Genomic DNA, 20,649 nt, shown 5'->3' with positions numbered 1-20,649 from the left:
ACATCCCACAAAACATAGCAACCGGCACTGACAAAACTGCTACGGAACTTCATCATCGCTGTCCCCGCCAGCCTCTACGGCGGCAAGCAAATGGTCAAAACTCGTTATTCCATAGTCGGGCGGGGTCACTGTGATGACGACGCGTGTTGTCCTGACGACGTTGTCCACACGTTTCACCGCGGGATCCCGCACCTGCGCCGGCGGTTGCTCCCTGACTACGCTTAGCTCGAGCCCGGGAACACCGTTGACTAGCAGAGGGATGGGCTCGCCGTTTTCGATCAGAGCCCTGAATTGCTGGGCCGACAACCCTTGGGCAATATTTCCTGTCAGTCCCGCGATTATGTCGTTGACCTTTGCCGTCAGGTCTTCCAGGAATTTGCGTTCGGCAGCAGTTTTCCCCCTGATTAAGACCACCGTGAAGACGATGGAAAAGGCAGCGGTAAAGAGAGTGAATGCTCCGCCATTCCTGAGGCCCGGCACGAAAATCATCAGGACCAGACACAGCACGGCGCCGATCACGGCCAACCCAACGAACAGGTTTCCGTAGTCCTCAGCTGGCTGGCCACTCCACTGTTTGGAGGTAAAGCTGCTGATGACGCGCCGCTCCAGATGGTGATTTGGCATCATTTCTCTCGTTTCGCTTCGAGTAGGGCCTCCGCCAGGATGATGGCGTGCCGGGCGTCCTGGATATCGCTGCGCAGGCCCGGGTCCGGGTTTACCACGGCAGTTGCGTCCGCAGTCCCGCTCAGTTCGCCGATCGCCCTGCTGAGGTTCTCGCGCTCCTTCGAGAGCATCCGGGACGACGTGAGCTTGATCCTGCTTTTCTCCAGCCCTTTGAGGGAGCTGTTGATTTCCTCGCAGCGCGTCTGGACGGCGGCTAATCGCACAGTGATCCGTTGTGCCCGGTTCCTGAACAGGGGCTCCATCTTGAGCGCAACCTCGTGGAGCTCTGTCAGGGCGGCTCTCCGTGCAGGCTTTTCGGCGGCGTTTGCCAGCAGCTCCTCGCATACGTGAAGCCGCTGTTTCCAGAGCTGGAGACCGGTGTTGTTCTGCGTTAACAGCAGCGTCAGGATCTCAATGGTCTTGTTCAGCGAGTCGCGCCGCACGATGAGTTTGGCGCTCGCGGCATCGAGACGGCTAATGAACTCCTCGTAGTTATCAACTGGCGGCGCACTTTTGGCCGGCCATGGCGATTTTCTTGGCTCCGGCATCAGGCTTCCTCGGTGCTGCTGGCCCTGTTGCCGCAGGCGAAGTTCCACTCCTGGAGGGACTGGCATCGTTCGGGTTCGCGGAGCAGCGCCATTGTCTTCGATTCGATCTGGCGGATGCGCTCACGGGTGACACCGTAGACCTTGCCGATGGCATCCAGCGTCTTCTCCTCGCCGTCGTCGATACCGAAGCGCATCGCGATAACGCCGGCTTCCCGTTCCGTCAGCGTGTCCAAAACGGCGTGTACTTGGGCCTTGAGCTGTTCCTTGGCGATTTGGTCGAGAACATCAACGTGCCAGGGATCGAGGAGCTGGTCCGCCAACGGCTCCAGGCCGCCCCTGCCGTCCGGCACAAGGTAGTCCAGCGAACGCACGGGTTGGTCCAGTGACAGAAGGTGCTCCACTTTTTCAGCCGACTGATCAGTGAGCTTGCCGAGTTCCTCAAGGCTGTGTTCGAGGCCCTTCCGGAACGCATCGCGTTGGATGGTCTTCACCTTATTGATCTGCTCCACCATATGGACCGGGAGTCGAATGACCCGGGCCTGGTCGGCGAGGGCTCGGGTGACAGCCTGTCGGATCCACCAAGTGGCGTACGTTGAGAACTTGTTACCCAAGGTGTAGTCGAACTTGCAGACTGCCCGGTGGAGGCCGATGTTTCCCTCCTGGATCAGGTCCAGCAGGTCCATGCCCTGATACATGTACTTCTTGGCGATGGAAATGACCAGCCGGAGGTTCGCCTCGAGCAGGACGTCCGCGGCGCGTTCGCCGAGCAAGGCAATAGTGCGGAGTTCCCGGGATTCTTTGCGGCCACGTGCGGTGCCGTCTGCCAACAGCTGCGCAGCGTAAAGGCCGGCCTCGATGTCCTTGGCGAGCTCCACTTCCTGCTCGGCGGTCAGCAGATCCGCGCGGCCGGCCCGCTGCAGGTAGTCCGAAACCCCGTCGTCACTAAAGCCCTCGAGCCCCTGGAGTTCCTCCAGCCAGCCCGAGCCGTCAAGATCAAACGACGTCGGTGCGCTCTCCTCCTCCACAGAAGGCTCCACCACCGGTTCGAGCGCACTGCCGCCCTCCGGGCCAGCGCCGTTCCCGGGTGTGCCCGCTGTTGTCCCGCCAGCCTCGGGCTCTGTGACCTCTTCAGGCTCGGCCGGGCAGAGGAACTCCTGCAACCCGTCCAAGTCCGTCTTGATGTCGAAGAACTCAACGTTGCGGGCGAACGGCAGCACCTTGCCTAGGAACTCCTCGCCTTGGACGTCTGGATCCTCTACCGTGCCCTTGGAGTAGAGGACAACCAGACGGCCGGGCCGTCCATCGGCCTTCTTGCGAATGACACGGCCAAGCCGCTGCACCATCTGCCGCTGGCTGCGGTTGGCAGCAACGATGATCCCGAGGTCGGCCTCCGGGACATCGATACCTTCATCGAGGAGCCTCGGCGCGGCCAGAATCTGCGATGCGCCAGTTCGGAAATCCTCCAGGCCCTGCCGGCGGTCATCCCTGGCCATTCCGCTGAAAACCGCCGACGCCGTCGAACCGAGGGACGTATACAGCTCCTGCGCCCGCCGGGCTGACTCCTGGGTCTGTGTAAAAACCAAGGTCCCGCGGGACTCATCAACCGTTTCCTTCAGTGCTGCAAGTGCCAGGTACTTCGTCTTGGCTTCCGCCAGCAGGGTGAGCCGCGAGGACATTGCCCGCATGTACCTGCGCGCGATGGTTGCTTCCCGGCCGGGCGAATCCGAAGCGGCCAGCGCGGCCACGGCAGTGATGAACTGGGGGAAGGGCCGCCGCGGGATGCCGGCGCACGTCTCCAGGTTCCGGGCCGCCTCTACCATCGTGGCGGAAAACTCGTCGTAGTCCGCCTGCTCGGAAGGCGTCAAATCAACGCCAACCAAAGCGATGTCGAACGGCGCAATGACCTGGTCCTTCAGCGCCCGGTCGTACCAGAGGTTGTAGATGACGCCGCCGAAGTAGGGCGTCAGGAGGTTCTCGTGCTCACCGTCCGCCCTTTCGAACGTGGCGGTGAGCCCAAGCCGCCAGGCGTACCCTTCCTGGAGGGCGCCGGTGAACATGGGTGCCGCATAGCGGTGGCACTCGTCAGCGATGATCAGTCCGGCCTTGTGCGAGCGGAGCGTCTCCCGGTTGGACGCGGAGTGAACGATGGCCACGAGGATATCGACGTCGTCGAGGGAATCGGCCCGGCCGTCGCCAAGGGCACCACGCCGAGCGGCGGGCAGGTCCCGGCGCAGGGACACCAGCCATTGGCGCTGCAGCTCGGCCGTTGGCACCAGGATCAGGACTTTGATGCCCTGCCGCACTGCTTCGAAAGCGGCGGCGATCCCAACGCGCGTCTTGCCGGAACCGGTCACGGCCTCCACCACGCCGCGGCGCGCATTCGAGTGCCAGGCCTTCAGTGCCTCCTGCTGCCACGGATACAGGAAGGCGTAGTCGTAGGAGGCAGGCACCGACGCGGGCGGAGCCTGGACGGGCACCCGCGGAAGCGTCGCGACCGGGTGGGACCCGGCGTCGGCTAGTTCTGGCATTTCATCCCCCATTGGACGGTTCTGATCTGGTGCCTGAAGAGTATTGCGGGGCACCGACAATTTAGGTGAGCAGCGCCACTAACCGTCTTCCAGCACGGGTTTCCACGTCTGGCTCCGCGACAGCGCGAGCTTGAGTTCGCGGCCGCCTGCCTCCTCCAGCAGCCCGGACTCACCTACAACCACCAGCAGGCTCCGGGCCCGCGACAACCCGACATATAGCTGTTCCCGGGCCCTGCCCATGTCCTTGAATCCGTTGACGCAAAGGACAACAACGGACCGTTCCAAGCCCTTGAAGCCCAGCACATGGCCGTAGAACTCACCGTCGTTGGCGTGGAAGTCCCGCCAGTACTCTTCCGTGGCGCCGCGCTTGAAGTAATCCAGGTGGATGGGGTGGCGGTCCTTGGTGGTGAGGAGCGCTATCTGGTTGTTCGCCCAGCCTTCCTCGATCAGCGCGTCCACGCAATCTCCGGCGACCTCGAGCGCGTCCTCGGTCGGACAGTCCACGAACCGTACCGGGAGGCCGGTGCTGCCCCGGGGCGTGAAATATTCGCCCGCGAAGGGCTTGAACGTTTCGGCGATCTTGCGGGTGTTGCGGAGGTTGTCGTCAATGTGGATGGGAACGAAGGTAGCCATCGGGCCGCTGGTGAGGTCCGCCGTCGCGCCTCCCCAGCGCTGGTAGACATCCTGACGGTCGTCCATGAACGCGTATACCTCACCCGCGTCCGGGTCGCTGGTGCACGCGAGAAGTGCGTCCCACCATAGGGGTGCGAAGTCCTGCGCTTCGTCGACGACGACGGCGTCCAGCCGCTCGTGCGGCTCCAGTCCGGCTGCCAGCTCCTTCAAGAGGCGGGGCATTTCGACGTCGAAATAGTCCTGCCCCGAGCCGTCCGGGACTCCCAGCCCGCGCACGTATTCGTGGAACTCGCCCGTGAACACCGGCTTGGCCTGGCGCCAGGGTGCGACGCGGTCCTGAAGGTATTGCCCCAAGCCCTTGTTGTAGCAGAAGAGACCTACGCGCTTGCCCTGCTTGCTCAGCAGCTTGGCCCTCTCGACGGCGAGCCACGTTTTTCCGCTGCCCGCGCCGCCCGTGAAGCGGATCCGGGGGAGTGAGCGGGTTGCCTGGAGCAGTACGGACTGGCGCTCGGTGAGGTGGTCCTGCGCTGCTTCATCCTCCAGCGCGGTGGTGGAAGGTACGACGGCGGTGTCCAGGTTTCCGCCAAGCCTGCGGACGATACGTTCCAGGAAGGCCGGCGCCAGTGGGGAGGCTCCGCCGCCTTCGTTTTCGATGGCTTGGCGGACGAGGTCGGCGGGGGACTTGCTGCCGGTCTGGTCGAGGATGAGCGACCGGGGGCAGCCTGCGATTGTCCAGTCTCCCGGCACCTCTGTGTAGGGGAGGCTGACCATGTAGACGCAGCGGCTGCTCATGCGGGAGCCGAGCTGGATCTCCAGCCAGTTCTTGAGGGCGTGGAGTGAGCTTTGGGACTGCGCCAGGGGGCTCTTGATTTTGTGCTTCCCCGCGCGGTCTGACTGGTACCACTGGCCGTTGTCGATGGAAACCTGGCCGCCCTTGACCTCAATGGCGGCCATGCCAACGTTGGGCCAAAGAACGAGCAGGTCAATCTCGTATTCGTTCCGGCCGTCGCGGACATGGACCGAGTGGGCCAGGACGCAGTCATCGGGAAGGCTACTCTTCAGCGCCTCCCAGACTGCCTTCTCGGCGTGAAAACCTTCGCCAAATTCCGGGTCCTCCGGAACGCACCTCATCGTGCCCCGACTTTGGTGTCCTGGAAGGGGGCCAGCCCGAACTGGGCACGGATGTCAGCTAGATCCCGCGTATTCCGGTCGATCTGCTTCATTTGGTCCTTTTCGATAATCGAGGAAAGGATGCGGTTCGTGATGGCGAAACCCACCAGCAGCAAGGACGCCCAGCCCGCGGCGACAATAAAGTCCGGCATGGTGAGGAACGCGTTCTTCAGTGCGATGACGTTGTTAACGCTGCCGGTCAGGCCGTCCAAGATGTCATTCAGCGTGTCGGTTATTGGCTGGAAGAACGGTCCCGCAGACAGTTCAGGGCTCTCAACCGTTGCGTCCCTCCCAACGGACCAGCGCGGATCCATAAGGTGGGCAAGGATGTAAAAGACCACCGCGAGGTTGGCTGCGGCAAAAGCCGCTGTGCCTGCCGTCAGGGCAGTGACCACCCGCGCTGCAATTTTCAACGGAGCGGAAACGCGGCTTCCAACGAGGAATAGCAGGCCGATCACCACAGCGATGATCCACACAAGGTTCTTGAACGTGCCTACGCTGGCTCCGCTGAGCATTTCCATCACGGGGTATCAATCTTTCCACTGCTGCGCATTTGATCGCGCACGGTTCCTAAGCTCTGGACACCGCAGCGTGGTGTTGCTCCGCGCTGAGTTCAGAAGATGTTTCAGATCATATTTGTATCAGCACTGCCCGACATTATTTGCTTTGACGGATCGCGGCTCCAGCAGTGTCCTGAATTGGTGCTCTCCTGGAGGCCGGAGAAACATCCCGGGATTACGGATCCTACGTCTAAAAGGGTTCGGGCACCCTAAGCGGATACCCCATCGGTGAAGCGGATTCGGTGGAGTGAGCGGGTTGCCTGCGCAGGACGGACAGGCGCTGAGTGAGGTAGTCCTGGGCTGCTGCGTCCTCGTGGGAGGTGGTGGAAGGTACAACGGCGTTGTCAAGGTTTCCGATCAGCTTGCGGACGATGCATTCGAGGAATGCCGGGGTCAGTGGGAAAGCGCCTCCGTCTTCGTTTTCGATGGCCTGGCGCACGAGCGCGGCGGGCGACTCGCTGTCCGTCTGGTCGAGGCGACACGAACAGGGGCTTTGTTCGACCGATGAGGTTAGCGCCCTGCAAGTAGTCGACGGTGCTTTTCTCGGGCAATGTAGGACAGAACCTTGTGAAGTTTTATGTCATACAATTCCGTGACTAGAGCGATGCGGCGGCCTGACCCTTTCAAAAGCACCATCCGTGCCTCCTCGACGCCATTCAAGCGGAGCGAACGAAGCGCAATCATGACCTGTTCTATTTGCGTCGCATTCAGCAGTTGGTGTCGCGAAATGCGCTTGTTGTGCCCACTATCAAATATTTCGTATCCGTCACCAATAACGTCCCTCCAGAACATAGTCCAAGCATCGTTGCGAGGCGTTGAGAGCATTATGAATACGAGGTCCGACATTTGTTGTGAGGCAGTGTCGGCGCCTGGCAATACACTTTCTTCCAGCACTCACCCGCGATCGGAGACTTACCCATGGATGACCGCCTGATAATGCTCGGGACGCTGCCTGACGGCCGTCGTCCGCCTAGGTGATTTGGCTGAAGATTGGCCAGCCAGCGGTGGGCTCCTACTGATTCGAGGTGATGGGTCAGTTAAGAGGGGGAAAACGTACCTCGACGAGATCATCAGTCAGTCTTGCCGCATGCGTGCAACACATGTCATCGACCTCGTCGGCGGTGAGTATGGCTGGATGTTGGAAGGGATGAGGACACTCTCCCCATCAATGGGGCATGCTTGCATGAGTATCGGCGAGATCTTTGGAGGAATGCATGAGGATCCGCGCGGTACACCTGTCATTGTCAACGGAGCTGAGTCACTCCAGACCGATGCCCATGAATACTCATCCCTACTTGCCGAGAAGCTCAACCATCTCATCGCTTCCCCGCCTGAAGGAGGCGTGTCCTTAATACTGGCGGGCCGCGACTTGGACGTTTCCGAGCTTCTGGTGGGCGGCTTGAACGGAGCCCATCGCATCCAGCTCAGCAACTGTGAAGGGTTGCAGGGCGCTCAGTATTTGCACGGTGACCTGCGGGATGCCGTTATTCCTGCGGGGGCTGCCATTTTTGAAGGGCCTGTCGGGTCCCCATCAACGTTTTTTAGCCCTCTTGTTGGCCCCGATGGTAACTCCGTGGGAGACGCGTTTTTAGAGCTGCCGACAGGAATTGAAAGGGCAAACTTCTCGACCGCGTGGGCACCGAACCTTGTGGTTAAGGGCAGTTCACGTTCGGCTCGGTCGCGGCTGATCGCGGACATGGCAATGGCTGCCCAAGACTCTGGAGCGCTCACTTGGGTCGCCACGTCAGCCCCTGAGTCCGCAGTGAGCGCCAACTGGCGCCACCATCAGGGGACTATGTCCACGGGAGTCGTGCAGACAAGAGAACTCCTGCGGCTCGTTTTCGATCGGGTTCTTCCGCGCATCGATGCGTGCCGAAGACTAGGAACCAAAGACGTAAGAGACTTTCGGATTTCTGCCGAGTTGGCACGGCCCATCGCAATATTTATTGATGATCTTGATGGCCTGATAAAAGGCAGAGCAAACCAGACTGACGTTGTGGACGCAGCTGAGGCTGTGGAAACCCTAATCAAGTTCCTTGCCAACACCGCTAATCAAACAAACGTCACGCTGGTGATTGGCACTTCCGCCAGTGGACTGGCGGACTTGGCTGGTTACGACTCGCTCTGGAACAGCGCAGCCCAGCTGCAGCTATCTCCACCCATTCCCGAGGCCCGCTCCGATGACGCGGCGTCGTACCTTGCTGCGCCTGGACTTCCAGCCGTCAAACTCGGTAAGGCGAGTTGTAGCAAGAGAGCCTGACGGTAGCGTCAATTTCCGTTTGAGTCAGCTCGCATTCCGCAACGTCTGGACTTCGCCTCCCAGCGCTCGCTCTATCGTGACGCCGCCATCCGGGCCAGGTCCGGCCGGGAACTCGCCCGTACTCCAGCGCAGCTTATTAGCGTCTTGGCAACCCCGGCCTTGTCTGAGCCCACGCACAATCTGGTGACCCGCATCGGCCAGGGGCACACCTGTCTTCCACCAATTGGGCACCTCGTCATCCGGCGCTGCCCAGTCATTGTTCGCAAAATAGCGCCTGTTGATGGGCCACTCAGCTGCCGACAGGTATTGCTCAGACACGATTTCGCACCACACGCCGTCGGCGCTCGGCGTGGCCTGCGCGTAGGGCCGAGTTGTGACCTCCTCATTCCCGTCGTATTCGACGCGCAGAAAGCTGTTCCACGGCATCTTTGCCAAGAGTTGACCGATGAGTTCGCCTGCTTGACGCCACTCCTCAGCCTCACGTTTGGCTTTCGCTTCATTGATGGCCAAGCTTTCATCCTCAAATCCAAATGGAAAGCCCCAGTAAAACTCGTGGGTGTCCGGCTCTTCGTCGACTTCTTCCTCTTGGGAGAGTATGACTTCGATGGCGGCTTCCCAGCTACCGTAACGACGGATCAGCTCTACGGCTGAAGGATGTTCTTCTCTCACGGCGGCGGCCGCGATGATCCACTGGTCGTAAAACTCTATGTCCATGGGATTCCCGAATTGCATGCATTCCTCGGTGGAACGGTCGAGCACGTCCAAGTAGTCCAGCTCGGTGAAGCGGTGGTCACTGGACAGAAGTCGCATACCCACCGAGTTCAGCAAACTTTCCCAGGACCCGTGACCGTAGCGTGCACGCAAGGTTCGTCCCGGAACGGGCCAGGGATCATCCGGGTCGTTCGCAATTGAACCAACGCGCCTCGACACTGCCTGCCTAGCGCTCTCGTAGTCCTCGTGAGAAATGGTCGTGATTGTTCTAGCTCGGATGGCCAGAGCTGTCGTTTCGATGACGGCCAGAATCTCGGCCATGCGCCGATACGGCAAGCGCTGATTCAGCAGGCCCCGGAGCTCTGCTACTGCGGGCAGTGACATCTTTCCCAAGGCCAATTGGTAGTCCGGTTCTATTTCATGGTGGACTCCCGCGACATACAGCAGGCTTAGCTTGTCACCGATCCGCCGTGTCGGGGTGTCCTCGACCGTTTGACCCCCGGGAATACCAGGGATTTGCAGCAGCTCCGCGGCGGTGGGGATGTCGATTGAAATACCCAGTGCTTTTAAAACTTTGGGTATTTCATCGCGATCAATTCCCGAGGCGTGGAGCCGCTCAACCATTTCCTCATTGGCGAGCAGCACCTCGTTGGTTGCCGATGCGCGCCGCCGAACAGCGCGTGAGCGCTCCAATTCATCGCTTGGGCTGCTCCCCCATGATCAGGAGGCAAACCTCTTCAAGGTCGCGCTCCGTCGCCCTGGCGATTGCACGGAGCGGATCACCCTTCCTGTACGAGTCCATAAAGTCAGACTCGATCATCCAGTCTGACGGCACACGAATGCCCACCTGGTGCTGTTCCTTGCCGGCAAATGCCCCCAATGCTTCTCGCCTACCCCTTCACCGAACGCAGGGCGTCCGCCCAAGTGCCGTAGATGTTTCTGACCGATGCGCCGGAGGGCCGGGACCGGCCAGCTGCTAGTTCCTGCTTCACCCAGTCGTCGTAGGCTGCGTACGTCGCATTCGATTCGGCAGCCGCCGCTTGGAAGCAGAAGTCACTCACCGCGTCGTCATACTCTTCACGGGTGAACTTCAGCAGTCCCTTTGATCGGCCCTGCTTTGTGGTCCCGATTCCCATTGCTTCCAAGGCCTCGTTCCAGCCCCCGAAGCGCTTCATCACTGTCTGCCGGGTAGGCGGCCACGGGAAAGCTCCTTGCCGAGACACTAGGCCGAAGGCCACAACAAGTTCGTCGCGGAGCTCCTGGTAACGGGCACCGGTGATGCTGGTGGTCGGATCCTTCGAGACGTGTTTCTGGGCGGCGCCAATAACTCCCAGGATGGTTGCCACGTCATCGGGGGACGCTTCTGCCGATTCCAGGGCGGCCCGTAGCTCGCTCATGAGGGACAGGTCCAGGTTCACTGCCGCCCACTCACGGTCGGGCGCAAGATTCCTGTCGGATCCCAGCAGGAACCAGATCCCGGCAGCCAGCGCCTCTTGGGAGAAGATGTCATCGACCTGCGCCTTGGAGAAAAGAACGGACGATCCCTTTAGGGCTTCTTCGGCCAGATCAACGTCGATCGCCGGGTACAGCGCCTGAAGCTTCAGCACGGCATCAGGCCGGGTCACGCCGCGCTTGGCCATCTGGCGGGTGAGGTCCCCGTACTCAGCGAGGAAGGTTTCATGCGCCGCCTTGGTGGCCGCTTCACGTGCCGCGATCCGGTTCCTGCGGGATTCCTCGGCGTTCGTTCCGCCCACCTTGGCGATGATCTGCCGGACCCGCTCACGGGTGATGCCAAAGCTCTGGCCGATGGCGTCCAGCGTCTCACCATCGGCGTAGCGCTCGACCATCGCAGCGTCGCGCTGCTCCCGGCTGAGTTCAGGAGTTGTTGTCATGGTCATATTCCTATCAGCAGCCTCGGACATTATCGGGCACCTGCGCGCGTGGCACCGCCGGCCGCCGAATCGGTGGTGGTTTCGGCTTCTGCCAGCACCTGCATGAAGAGAGGATTTGGCCGCGCACTAGGCAGTGCCCGCCGCACGTCCTCCAGCGCCTCCAGTGGAGAAATTTGAGAAACGCGGGCGCCATACACGGCAGCCACTGTGGGTGTCCGGGATTCCGCTCGGACACAGTGCAGCAGCACCGTCTTGCCCTCCGCCCGGTAGCGTTCGACGGCGGCCGCCGCCTCCCCGAGGACAAAGGCTGTGTGAGCGTTGTCGCCTTCAACAGCGGAGTCGACCACCCAGAAAGTGGCGTGGTCCTCCGGCGCGACGCCCGGCGCATCCAGCGGGCCCAGCCGGCAAAGCGACACCACGGCGTCGATCCCCAACTCAGTCACGCGCTCGAGTGAGCCGACCCCACCGAGCCACACACCGTCGTCGTGCGGGTGCCGGACCAGCGCGTCGGTGCGGCTCCACATGCTGTAGTCGTGCCGTTCAGCGCGCGGCCAGGACGTGGACCGGTGGCCTTCGCCTCGGCCCAGCTCCATGCCCAGCCCCATCAGATCGCGGGCACGCAGGCCCGGCCACCCGTGGAGCCGCTGCCGCCATGCGAAGGGCACCGCGGTGTAGCCGTAGGCAGCTCCCAGGAGGCCGCCGGCGATGGCTGCCACCGTGTCGGTGTCGCGCCCGCCGCGTACCGCCTCCTCCAAGGAGGCCCGAAGATGGGCCGGACCGGCAGCCGAAAGGCCCGCATAATGGATGGCGCTCCATGCCCCCTGGAAAGCCTCAACCACCCAGCCGTTCCGGCTGAAGTCGCGGGGCCGGGACCGCTCAGCCGTTTCAATCCGCTCAAGCCACAGCGAAGCCCGCTCGGCGGGCAGCAGCCGGAGGCCCACCCGGACATCGAGCAACCCGGTAAGAACGGCGTGACGGATGGCAACACACCACAGCTCGCATGCCTCCCGCGCATCAGGATCGGCATGCGTCAGCGCGCTCAGCTCACCCGCGGCAGCCATCAGTTCAGAGGGCTCCCGGTCCAGGTATGCAAGCGCGAGGGGAGCAGTGCGCATCAGCGAACCGTTGCCGGCGCTCCGTCCGGTCCGGGCGTGGAAGTCAGCGGCCGCGGCAGTGAAGTCCGCGGCCTCAACCTCGCGACCAGCAGCGACAGCCAGCCTCCGTGCAGTAGCGGTGACGGCGCTCGTCTGCGCTCCAACCTCTTTCGCTTCGGCCGCCCACGAGGACCACGCCCTAACCACCATCGTGAGCCCCGCAGGGGAGGAGGCGCCGCCGTCGGACCCGAACTCCAGCAGCGCCTCGGCGATCGGGATGGCCGTGGAGGTGTCGTCGGTCCACTCGGCGGGCGCGAACCCGAACGGGCCGCCGCCCTTCATGGTTACTTCGGCGCCGTCCGGCAGCGGGGCGCCGAACTCGTAGCCAGCTCCGAGAGCGTCGCCGGCGGCCAGGGCCACGAGGACGCCGGCCGCGCGGTCATTCTGCAATGGGTTCAGTTTCATGCCATCTCCATCAGGGGGTGTTGGGTGTTCCAGCCGGTGAGGTGGGCCAGTTGCGGGCGGCGCTGGGGGAGTGCGACGGCGATGCCGGCGGTAGTGACCGCTCCGGCGGCGCCGGAGACGTTCCGGCTCCGGAGTGAGCCGTGGTTCCGTACCTCCACAGCGGCGGCTCCGCCGTCGAATGTTCCGAAGTCCATCGCCTGCACCTGCGCAGCAAAGTCGCGGGCGCGCTGGCCGGGCATCGGCCCGGAGGCCAGCGCCTGGGGCGGCAAGAGCTCGAGGTCCAGCAGCGCAGACTCGACCAGCTGCCGGTAGTGGCGGCGGAACAGGGTGTTGGTGCCGAAGACCTCCAGGAGCAGCGGCTGCCGGGCCAGGCCGATCACCACGCCGCGCTGGCCCTCCAGAGGGGCGGGCGCGTCTGCGGCGTTGAACCTGTTCCGTTGTTCCTTGTCGTCCTTGAACCAGTCCATGTGCTGGAGGAGGGAGCTGGTGGCGGAGGCGCCCCGGGCGGCGTCGAAGCGGCGGACCCGTTCCCAGATGCGGTCCTGCTGGTTTCCTCCCCGCTGCCCGTTCAGGCCGTTGGCGAGCTCGGACCAGACGTTTAGGGGAGCGCGGCGGGCCTGGCGCCGGTGGCTGCTCTCTCCGGCTTCCCAGCGGCCCGCCTCGACGCAGAAGGTGTCGATGCCGCGGCTTTCGCCCGGGCCGAGGACGACGTCGCGGGCGCAGGTCCGGTGCTGCTGCCCGCCTTCGAGCAGCTCGCCTTCGAGCAGCAGTGCCGGGTGCGGGCCGTTGTTGGTGACCGTGAGGCGGGACACCTGGGCGCCGCCGTCGAGTTCGGTAACGGCGACGTTTGCATGGGTCCCGGTGCTGATGCCGAGGCCTCCGGGAGCGGAGGTCCAGACGGGGAAGATGCTGAGCGGGCCGAGGCTGCTGCCGGCGCCCACGTGAAGCTGCGGGACTTTCATGATGACCTCCAGTTGATTTATCGCATTTCTGCGCTAATTGGTTTCAGTATGCACGCGTTGCTTCTTTAGCGCAAGACTGCGATAAATGGAGGTGTGAAGGAATCCAAGCACAGCCCCGGGCCGTCCCTGCTCGACTACCCGCGGCCATCGGTGGCGGTGGACACCTCCGTGCTGACCGTGGCCGACGGGAGCGTCTGCGTGCTGCTCGTGCGCCGCGCGGAGGACCGCCAGCACGGAAAATGGGCCCTGCCGGGAACGTTCCTGCGCGAACGCGAGACCCTGGCGGACGCGGTGCTGCGGTGCTTGCGGGAGAAGGCTGGGATTTCCGGGCGGGTGCCGCGCCAGCTGCAGGTGTTCGACGAGCCGGGCCGTGATGACCGCGGGTGGGTGCTGTCGGTGGCGCACGTGGATGTGGTGCCGCTGGCTGCTCTGGAGGATGCATTGGAGTCCGACGGCGTCCGGCTGGCTTCCGTGACCGGGGAACCAGAGCTGATCGCCGCGTTGCCCTATGGACATGCCGATATTGTGGCCAAGGCGGTGGAGTGGCTGCGGGCCGTTTATGCCGAAGCGCCGGACCCTGGGGCGCTGCTGGACGAGCCGTTCACGCTGAAGGATCTGCGGGAACTGCACGAGGCGGTGGCCGGCGCCCCGCTGATGAGGGACACGTTCCGGCGGTTTATGGAGCCGAAACTGACCGGGACGGGGCAGATGTCCGACGGGGCGAGGGGGAGGCCGTCGCGGTTATGGGTGCGGGGGGACCTAGAGGGCAATTAAGCCTGAGGTCGTCCGCCGCAGTCAGGATATCTTCGCGGAGAAAGCCCTAGTCCGTCATCCTTGGCCAGTAAGTCAGCGGCGTGACGGCGCCTCGTTTCTTGGCGGGCGTCCGGAAACCGTACTGGCCAATCACCTTGTCGAACACCGGACCTTCAAACACCGGGCTGACCTGAAAGCCGCGCCTGCCCGTAATAGGGTCCTGCTCCCAGGCGTCCGCACGAATCCTGAACAGGCCCCTCGTCACGCCGCGGTGTACAGCCACAACGTGTTCGATCCCGTCCCTTTCAATGCGGGACTGGCTCAACTTCCACCAGCAGCGAACGGAGTCGCCGAGCTCGGAAGCATACTGCGCTCTATCTCTGGCGTTGAGCCAGTCGGACTTGAAGCCGTAACCAGCGCGCACAGAGCCACCGGGCGCTACTTCCTCCGCAGCAACCCACGACTTAAGGGTGACCAGCAACAGTGGCGGCGTATCAATGCCAAGGTCCGGCGCTGCGAACTCCGACACGATGTTCCCCAAGGTCTCAATTCCGTGTCCATGCGACGATTCACGTCGGGCATTCGTGAGCTGATCCAAGTGCGCGAGCGGGTGGGGAGCATGGCTCGGCATCAGTAGGAAGGAACTGACCAAATCAATGGCTGCCGCCTCAACTTGGGTGTATTCGGACCCCATGCCGTGCCGCAGTATCCAGATTTCCGGTTCGAGGCCGTCCTGGCGGATGCCATGGATAGCAGCGATCTTTCGAGAGTGCTCGCCTTGGGGTTCCTCCGCCGGCGCCGTTAGAGCATCGGCCTCCAGCCCGTGGTCGAGTACCCGCGTTCTGGTGCCCTTGCCAACGTAGAACGGAATCCCCGTTCGGGGGTCTATCAGCAGGTAGACGTAGTTCCCCAGATACTCGGCAACCTGCTCCAGGACCTTTTTCTCAACCTTCATAGTTTGTCCGTCCTTGATGGGAAAGGCTGCGGCCCAGCCGCTCGAGTGTCTTGTCCAGTAGTGCCCAGACTTCCTCCGTTTCTGGAGAACGCGGTTGCGCAGCCAGCTCCATCAGTTGGGCGCGTAGCCTGGACTCGGCCTCATTCAGTCCGGCGTCATAGGCCGGGGCCAGCAGATACGAGTGGTTGTCGGTTGCGTACGAGGCCATCATGTCGAGGAATATTTCAAGCTCCCTTCCTGCTGCCGCGAGGGCCGTGTGCACTTCTTCTTCGCCCGCGTTCTGCGCTGGTGCGTCGGACATGGGAAGGATGTCCAGATTTCCAGACCAGACAAGGCTCTGCAGCGGTTCATGGAAGAGCGAGAGTACGGTCCCCATCTGGTGCTCCTTGGAGCCCGTTGCCGGAAGCGCCCGCCTGACATCGTGGACGATCTCATGGAAATGGTCATCCGCGAGCCCGAACCCCACAAACAACAAGTGGTGGGTCAGCAGGTGTGCCTTGACTAGAGCGGACAGCGCTTCACGGTTGCTGTTGTACCCGAGGTAGTCGTCACGGGTCAGCACAATGCTCTCCGGCGCACTGACCGAGCCATGAAGTTTTAGCAGCCAGTCATTGCCAACTGCAGGAATGTTCTCGGGCATGACCGTTCGCGGCCGTTGGGCATCTCCGCAGGCCATTTCGAAAAGCCGGTCATAGTTCAAAGTGATCGCTCCGGCAGAGGGCAGCGCGGCGAGAAGCGCGGGGGCAAGCCCGTATCTCGGCAGGTCGACCGCCGCAGCAACGGCTCGGCCGAAGGCCGCCTTGGATCCGTGTTGATCGGCATAGAGTTGCTCAAGTACGCCGGCTTGGTCCAGCGGTCCCAGCCCCTTAAACGCCTCCACCTCTGCTTCTTTCAGGCGGACGCCGGTCCGCAACGTGTCGAGGAGTTGGCCCCAGCTGGGAGCGCCAGCGCTGACGCTGACTCCTGCGCCCAGGAACGGGACCAGGTGACCGGCGCCTGCAGTCTGCCCGAGGGATTTCGCCTTGGCATGCAGGTGGGGTTTTAGGGAAGGCCAGGGCGAGCCGTCGGACGCCTCTCGGCGCAGCTTCTGAGCCAGTGAAAACGCGGCTCGGTCTCTCAGCACGAGCACAATGTCGACGTCGTAGCGACTGGCCAATTCCGCGGAGGCATCGAGGATGGCACGCAGAGCAGCACCGAGATGATTCCCGGCGCCTCCACCGGCGGTTCCGAAGAAGGGTAAGGCAAGGAGTCGATAAGGTCGGCGGTCGGGCGGCACTGGCATCGTCATGAGCGCGGCACAGACGAACGCTTCAAGACGTTCGGCGACGACGGCGGACCCCCATGTACCGTCGTCCGGCACTGCCGTCATGATGGGCAGGGGTAACACGGACTCCCAGGAGCGGATGGGTTCGGCGAGCGCGCTTCCGTCACGGAATTCCGCCGACGCAGACGCCGCTGCCATGCTGCGTAGCTCTGGATGTGCCCGCAGCCAATGCTTCTCGATTTTGACAGTGGAGTCCGTGGGCAGCAACCACGCATCACACCGGACATTCAAGATGTCGGCCATGGCTACGAAAACATGCGGTTGGGTCATTGGAACTGTTTATCAGAATAGGCCGAGAGCCGCGGGCAAGTTAGTCCGCGGGCTAAGAGAGGGCGTGCAGTATTCGCTCGCGATTTCGCTCGAACGCAGTTCTACCATTGCCGTCGGCTGCAGGTATCCGGATTACAGGAGGAAGCCCCATCGCTGGCACCGCCAGATCCCGCAGGGCGTCATAATACGCGCGCTGCCTCTGGCGACCACCAGGGCCAAAAGCTACAGCCGTCTTCGATTGTCTATACTTGTCGGCTTCCGGCGCGAACTTGCGACAGAGTTCTTGGTACTCGTCGGGTTCGAATCCCAGCCGAGAGCCGGTTGGATAATACTCGAACGACTGCAACCGAAAGCTGGTGAAGTGCTGCAATTCGTCGACCTCAATAATCGTTCCGGTTGGCGGGTGCATAAAGTCCCCGGGCAAGGCTGTAGTTCGCTTGGCCGCCTGTTCAGTGGAGTTACCGCCAAGGGACAAGAAGATGGAATTCAGCGGACCGGTCACGCCGAAGGCTCGATCGGGCAGACCGAAATGCCCTCTTTGATTGATCCATGGCTTCTTATACCGAACGAGTTCCACACCCTCACGGCGGGCGGCCTCCATAAAAGCGTTCTCACAGTCTCCCACAGGCATGGAGAGAGCATAGCGGCTCATTCTTTCCGGTGTTTAGGTTAGGGGTTCAGCCACATAACAAATAACCTGGCGAAGTGACTAATGCCATTGGGGGAGGGGCGGCGGCAGAGCTGCCCGAAGGTTTGTACGAACTACTCAACACGGATGTTCTCGGCAACCTGCTTGGCAACACGCCAGGACTGCAGCCGCTCCTAGTAGACGTCGAGGACGATGACACCCCGGATGTTCTTTCCCGTCATGTGGCCGATGCCGTCCGGAAGGCTCTGTTTACAGCGAAGCCGCATGATCGAGTTGGCCTCGCCAACCGGCTCCTCCAAGAGCTGCAACACCGTGACCGTATCGCCGATGGCCCTACTCAGCTCCAGTCTCTCCACCGCCCAGACACTCTCAAGCGCCGCGAACTCCGCAGACCGACCACCAAGCTGTCGGATTCGGCTTTGCTCACCAACAGCAAGGACGATCCGAACCTCGCCGCCGAACTTCGGGCCGAGATGGAATCAGCCAACACTGTCGACCTCCTCTGCGCCTTCGTCCGCTGGACCGGCCTGCGCCTCCTACAGCCTGCCTTAGAGCAGCTCAAAGAACGAGGCGCCAAGCTCCGGGTCATCACCACAACATATATGGGTGCCACTGAGCGCCGCGCCATTGACGAACTCGTAAAGAGGTACGGGGCCGAAGTCAAGATCAGCTACGAAACCCAGGCCACAAGGCTGCACGCCAAAGCCTGGCTGTTCCGCCGCAACACGGGCTTCGACACCGCCTACGTGGGCAGCTCCAACCTGAGCCAGGCTGCGCTCCTTGACGGTCTGGAATGGAACGTCCGCATCAGTTCCGTCGCAACGCCCGCCCTCTTGCAGAAGTTCGAGGTCACCTTCGACAGCTACTGGGAACAGCGGGCCTTCCAAAGCTACGACCCAGAGCGCGACGGCGAAAAGCTGGATGCTGCGCTGGAACGCAACGGCGGCCGGCGTACCGCGGCGCCAGATGCTGCGACCGGGCTTGAGGTTCAGCCGTTCCTCCACCAGGAGGAGATGCTGGAGGACCTGGAAGCGGAGCGCATCAAGGGCTTCAACCACAACCTCCTGGTCGCCGCCACCGGAACCGGCAAAACTGTGATCGCAGCTATCGACTACAAACGCCTAGTCGAGGCTGCCGGCAGAGATCTGAAGCTACTCTTCGTCGCCCACCGGCAGGAGATCCTCAAACAAGCCATGCGCACCTATCGCGACGTCATGCAGGACGGCGCCTTCGGTGAACTCTACGTGGGGGAGAATAAGCCGCAAGAGTGGAAGCACGTCTTCGCCTCCGTCCAATCGCTGTCCTCACTCGGCATCGAGCAGCTGGAGCCGGACTTCTTCGGCGTCGTCGTAATCGATGAGTTTCACCACGCCATGGCACCCACCTACCGCCGCCTGCTCGACTATCTGAAACCGCAGCAGCTCCTTGGACTTACGGCGACTCCGGAACGCGGCGACGGCGTCGACGTCGCCAAACAGTTCTTCGACGGCCGGACCGCCAGCGAATTGCGGCTCTGGGACGCCCTGGACGCTGACCTGCTGGTGCCGTTCCACTACTTCGGCGTCTCAGACGACGTCGACCTGAGCCAGTTGGAGTGGAAACGCGGCAACTACGACACCACTCAGCTAAGCGCCCTCTACACCGGAAACGACGCCCGCGCCGCCAAGGTAATCCGCGAACTCCGCGACAAGGTCACTAGCACTGAACGGATGCGGGCCATCGGCTTCTGTGTCTCCGTGCAGCATGCCCACTATATGGCTGACGTCTTTAACCGTGCCGGCATCGCCTCGGTAGCTGTCGACGGCACCACTGACAATGCTGACCGCGAGGAAGCCCTCAAGCGCCTGGGCAAGCGGGAGATCAACTGCATCTTCGCTGTCGACCTTTTCAACGAAGGCCTGGACCTGCCGCAAGTGGACACCATCCTGCTGCTCCGGCCCACGCAGAGTGCCACGATTTTCCTCCAGCAGCTGGGACGCGGGCTGCGCCGTGCCGAGGGCAAGGCCGTGCTGACGGTCCTGGACTTCATCGGCCAGCAGCGCCGTGAGTTCCGCTTTGATCTGCGCTACCGGGCGCTGACCGGCTACGGGCGCAAGGAGCTGGAGAAGGCGGTCGAGGACGAGTTCCCGTACCTGCCCTCCGGCTCGCAGATCATCCTGGACCGGGTGGCGCAGAAGGTGGTGATGGACAACATCAAGGCACAGCTCCGGTTCAACCGGGCACAGCTGGCCAGGGACATTGCCTCGTACGCCGAGACCGAGCTGGAGGCCTACCTGGAGCGGTCGGGGAACGAGGTGAAGACGATCTACCGGTCCACCAGGGACTCTTGGACCGGCTACCTCCGCCAAGCACGACTAATCGAAGGATTCTCACCACTCGAGACTGTGCTGCGCGGAAAGATCGAGGAACTGTCGGACACGGAAGAGAAGAAGCTGCTGGGCCGCATGGCCGCGCTGATTCACGTGGACGATCCGGAACGCGCCGCAGCCTATTCCATGCTGGTTGCTCCCGACGCACCCCGCTACGCAGATCTTGGCATGCGCGAGCAAGCTTTCGCGCGAATGCTTTTTTACACGCTGTGGGATGACGGCGGCGGGTTTACAACGTACGACGACGGACTGGACCACCTGCGCGGCTACCAGTTTGTGTGCCGCGAGATTCGCCAGGTTGTTAAGCTGGGAGTGGCGGCGTCCAAACACGCAGCGAAGAGCCTCGGAGCTGGGCTGCAGCACATCCCGCTGCTGTCGCATGCCACCTACCGGCGCGAGGAAGTTCTGGCAGCGTTGCAGTACGGCTCACTCGAACAGGGCAAGAACGTGCAGCACCGCGAGGGCGTTGCTTGGTGCCCGGTGACTTCCACAGATGCCTTCTTTGTCACCCTGAATAAGGATGACAAGAAGCATTCAGCGACCACGATGTACAAGGACTACGCCATCAGCCCGGAGCTGTTCCACTGGGAGTCGCAGAATGCGACGTCGCCAACGAGCCCGACGGGACGCCGCTATCTGGACCCGGCCTCGCATGGTTCGAGGGTTCTCATCTTCACGAGGGACACAGCCGACGACGAGACCGGGCTGACGGTTCCTTACACCTGCCTAGGACAGGTGGACTATGTGCAGCATTCGGGGGAGAAGCCGATCGCGATCACCTGGAAGCTGCACCGGTCGATGCCGGCGGATGTGTTGGCTACCGCGGCAGCGGTAGCCCAATGA

At 62.5% G+C, this 20,649-nt stretch carries 17 protein-coding genes; 3 read left to right on the top strand and 14 right to left on the bottom strand.

All coding sequences use genetic code 11. The features are described 5' to 3' along the window. Positions 1-39 precede the first annotated feature (39 nt). The 6 genes from OVA06_RS13105 to OVA06_RS13080 all read right to left on the bottom strand — a co-directional run bounded on the left by OVA06_RS13105 (position 40) and on the right by OVA06_RS13080 (position 6,541). Positions 40-624, bottom strand: a complete 585-nt coding sequence (locus OVA06_RS13105; protein ID WP_268158842.1) for a hypothetical protein — start codon at positions 622-624, stop codon at positions 40-42. After that, positions 624-1,211: a hypothetical protein gene (locus OVA06_RS13100; protein WP_268158840.1), complete on the bottom strand. Its 588-nt coding sequence runs from the start codon at positions 1,209-1,211 to the stop codon at positions 624-626. The genes OVA06_RS13105 and OVA06_RS13100 overlap by 1 nt, the downstream gene beginning before the upstream one ends. Next, on the bottom strand, positions 1,211-3,739 hold the full coding sequence (locus tag OVA06_RS13095) for a sigma-70 family RNA polymerase sigma factor (RefSeq protein WP_268158838.1): 2,529 nt from the start codon (positions 3,737-3,739) through the stop codon (positions 1,211-1,213). Before OVA06_RS13095 ends, OVA06_RS13100 begins: the two co-directional genes overlap by 1 nt. Before the next feature lie 78 nt (positions 3,740-3,817). Beyond that, positions 3,818-5,503 carry a nuclease-related domain-containing DEAD/DEAH box helicase gene (locus OVA06_RS13090; RefSeq protein WP_268158836.1) on the bottom strand — a complete coding sequence of 562 codons (1,686 nt, stop codon included), beginning with the start codon at positions 5,501-5,503 and terminating at the stop codon, positions 3,818-3,820. After that, positions 5,500-6,066 carry a hypothetical protein gene (locus OVA06_RS13085; protein ID WP_268158834.1) on the bottom strand — a complete coding sequence of 189 codons (567 nt, stop codon included), beginning with the start codon at positions 6,064-6,066 and terminating at the stop codon, positions 5,500-5,502. Before OVA06_RS13085 ends, OVA06_RS13090 begins: the two co-directional genes overlap by 4 nt. A gap of 226 nt (positions 6,067-6,292) precedes the next feature. Beyond that, the gene (locus tag OVA06_RS13080; protein ID WP_268158832.1) at positions 6,293-6,541 is read right to left on the bottom strand and encodes a hypothetical protein; all 249 of its coding nucleotides are present in this window, start codon (positions 6,539-6,541) and stop codon (positions 6,293-6,295) included. A gap of 648 nt (positions 6,542-7,189) precedes the next feature. On the opposite strand from OVA06_RS13080, the gene OVA06_RS13075 reads away from it, so the two are divergent. After that, complete coding sequence (locus OVA06_RS13075) at positions 7,190-8,362, top strand: AAA family ATPase (RefSeq protein ID WP_268158830.1); 1,173 nt, start codon at positions 7,190-7,192, stop codon at positions 8,360-8,362. A 24-nt stretch (positions 8,363-8,386) separates the two neighbouring features. Here OVA06_RS13075 and OVA06_RS13070 read toward each other — a convergent pair whose 3' ends face one another. From OVA06_RS13070 to OVA06_RS13055, 4 genes are all read right to left on the bottom strand, one after another. Then, positions 8,387-9,718: a TY-Chap domain-containing protein gene (locus tag OVA06_RS13070; RefSeq protein WP_268158828.1), complete on the bottom strand. Its 1,332-nt coding sequence runs from the start codon at positions 9,716-9,718 to the stop codon at positions 8,387-8,389. Positions 9,719-9,963: 245 nt separating this feature from the next. Next, the gene (locus OVA06_RS13065; protein WP_268158826.1) at positions 9,964-10,965 is read right to left on the bottom strand and encodes a sigma factor-like helix-turn-helix DNA-binding protein; all 1,002 of its coding nucleotides are present in this window, start codon (positions 10,963-10,965) and stop codon (positions 9,964-9,966) included. 29 nt (positions 10,966-10,994) lie between these two features. Continuing rightward, positions 10,995-12,524: an ADP-ribosylglycohydrolase family protein gene (locus tag OVA06_RS13060; RefSeq protein ID WP_268158825.1), complete on the bottom strand. Its 1,530-nt coding sequence runs from the start codon at positions 12,522-12,524 to the stop codon at positions 10,995-10,997. Further along, positions 12,521-13,486, bottom strand: coding sequence for an ARPP-1 family domain-containing protein (locus tag OVA06_RS13055; RefSeq protein WP_268158824.1), 966 nt, complete (start codon positions 13,484-13,486; stop codon positions 12,521-12,523). The genes OVA06_RS13060 and OVA06_RS13055 overlap by 4 nt, the downstream gene beginning before the upstream one ends. 93 nt (positions 13,487-13,579) lie before the next feature. On the opposite strand from OVA06_RS13055, the gene OVA06_RS13050 reads away from it, so the two are divergent. Then, positions 13,580-14,260, top strand: a complete 681-nt coding sequence (locus OVA06_RS13050; RefSeq protein ID WP_268158823.1) for an NUDIX hydrolase — start codon at positions 13,580-13,582, stop codon at positions 14,258-14,260. A gap of 46 nt (positions 14,261-14,306) precedes the next feature. Here the strand turns inward: OVA06_RS13050 and OVA06_RS13045 are convergent, their stop codons facing one another. From OVA06_RS13045 to OVA06_RS13030, 4 genes are all read right to left on the bottom strand, one after another. After that, positions 14,307-15,194, bottom strand: a complete 888-nt coding sequence (locus OVA06_RS13045) for a hypothetical protein (protein ID WP_268158821.1) — start codon at positions 15,192-15,194, stop codon at positions 14,307-14,309. Further along, positions 15,184-16,788 (bottom strand): SIR2 family NAD-dependent protein deacylase, encoded by a 1,605-nt coding sequence (locus OVA06_RS13040; protein ID WP_268158819.1) that lies wholly within the window; start codon positions 16,786-16,788, stop codon positions 15,184-15,186. The genes OVA06_RS13045 and OVA06_RS13040 overlap by 11 nt, the downstream gene beginning before the upstream one ends. A gap of 52 nt (positions 16,789-16,840) precedes the next feature. Beyond that, entirely contained in the window at positions 16,841-17,440 is a 600-nt protein-coding gene (locus OVA06_RS13035) for a DUF7255 family protein (RefSeq protein ID WP_268158817.1), read from the bottom strand. Positions 17,441-17,610: 170 nt separating this feature from the next. Continuing rightward, positions 17,611-17,736: a hypothetical protein gene (locus tag OVA06_RS13030; RefSeq protein ID WP_268158815.1), complete on the bottom strand. Its 126-nt coding sequence runs from the start codon at positions 17,734-17,736 to the stop codon at positions 17,611-17,613. Positions 17,737-17,910: 174 nt separating this feature from the next. On the opposite strand from OVA06_RS13030, the gene OVA06_RS13025 reads away from it, so the two are divergent. Continuing rightward, positions 17,911-20,649, top strand: coding sequence for a DUF3427 domain-containing protein (locus OVA06_RS13025; protein WP_268160787.1), 2,739 nt, complete (start codon positions 17,911-17,913; stop codon positions 20,647-20,649).

It is taken from the genome of Pseudarthrobacter sp. SL88 (assembly GCF_026672455.1).
In the GTDB taxonomy this organism is placed as follows: domain Bacteria; phylum Actinomycetota; class Actinomycetes; order Actinomycetales; family Micrococcaceae; genus Arthrobacter.
This window is presented reverse-complemented; position numbering and strand designations above follow the sequence as displayed.

Bases quoted from the DNA above. Each gene is read 5' to 3' on its own strand.
- OVA06_RS13055 (WP_268158824.1), bottom strand. From the start codon at position 13,486: ATGAAAGTCCCGCAGCTTCACGTGGGCGCCGGCAGCAGCCTCGGCCCG.
- OVA06_RS13060 (WP_268158825.1), bottom strand. From the start codon at position 12,524: ATGAAACTGAACCCATTGCAGAATGACCGCGCGGCCGGCGTCCTCGTG.
- OVA06_RS13065 (WP_268158826.1), bottom strand. From the start codon at position 10,965: ATGACAACAACTCCTGAACTCAGCCGGGAGCAGCGCGACGCTGCGATG.
- OVA06_RS13105 (WP_268158842.1), bottom strand. From the start codon at position 624: ATGCCAAATCACCATCTGGAGCGGCGCGTCATCAGCAGCTTTACCTCC.
- OVA06_RS13090 (WP_268158836.1), bottom strand. From the start codon at position 5,503: ATGAGGTGCGTTCCGGAGGACCCGGAATTTGGCGAAGGTTTTCACGCC.
- OVA06_RS13040 (WP_268158819.1), bottom strand. From the start codon at position 16,788: ATGACCCAACCGCATGTTTTCGTAGCCATGGCCGACATCTTGAATGTC.
- OVA06_RS13045 (WP_268158821.1), bottom strand. From the start codon at position 15,194: ATGAAGGTTGAGAAAAAGGTCCTGGAGCAGGTTGCCGAGTATCTGGGG.
- OVA06_RS13100 (WP_268158840.1), bottom strand. From the start codon at position 1,211: ATGCCGGAGCCAAGAAAATCGCCATGGCCGGCCAAAAGTGCGCCGCCA.
- OVA06_RS13095 (WP_268158838.1), bottom strand. From the start codon at position 3,739: ATGCCAGAACTAGCCGACGCCGGGTCCCACCCGGTCGCGACGCTTCCG.
- OVA06_RS13035 (WP_268158817.1), bottom strand. From the start codon at position 17,440: ATGAGCCGCTATGCTCTCTCCATGCCTGTGGGAGACTGTGAGAACGCT.
- OVA06_RS13075 (WP_268158830.1), top strand. From the start codon at position 7,190: ATGCGTGCAACACATGTCATCGACCTCGTCGGCGGTGAGTATGGCTGG.
- OVA06_RS13025 (WP_268160787.1), top strand. From the start codon at position 17,911: ATGGAATCAGCCAACACTGTCGACCTCCTCTGCGCCTTCGTCCGCTGG.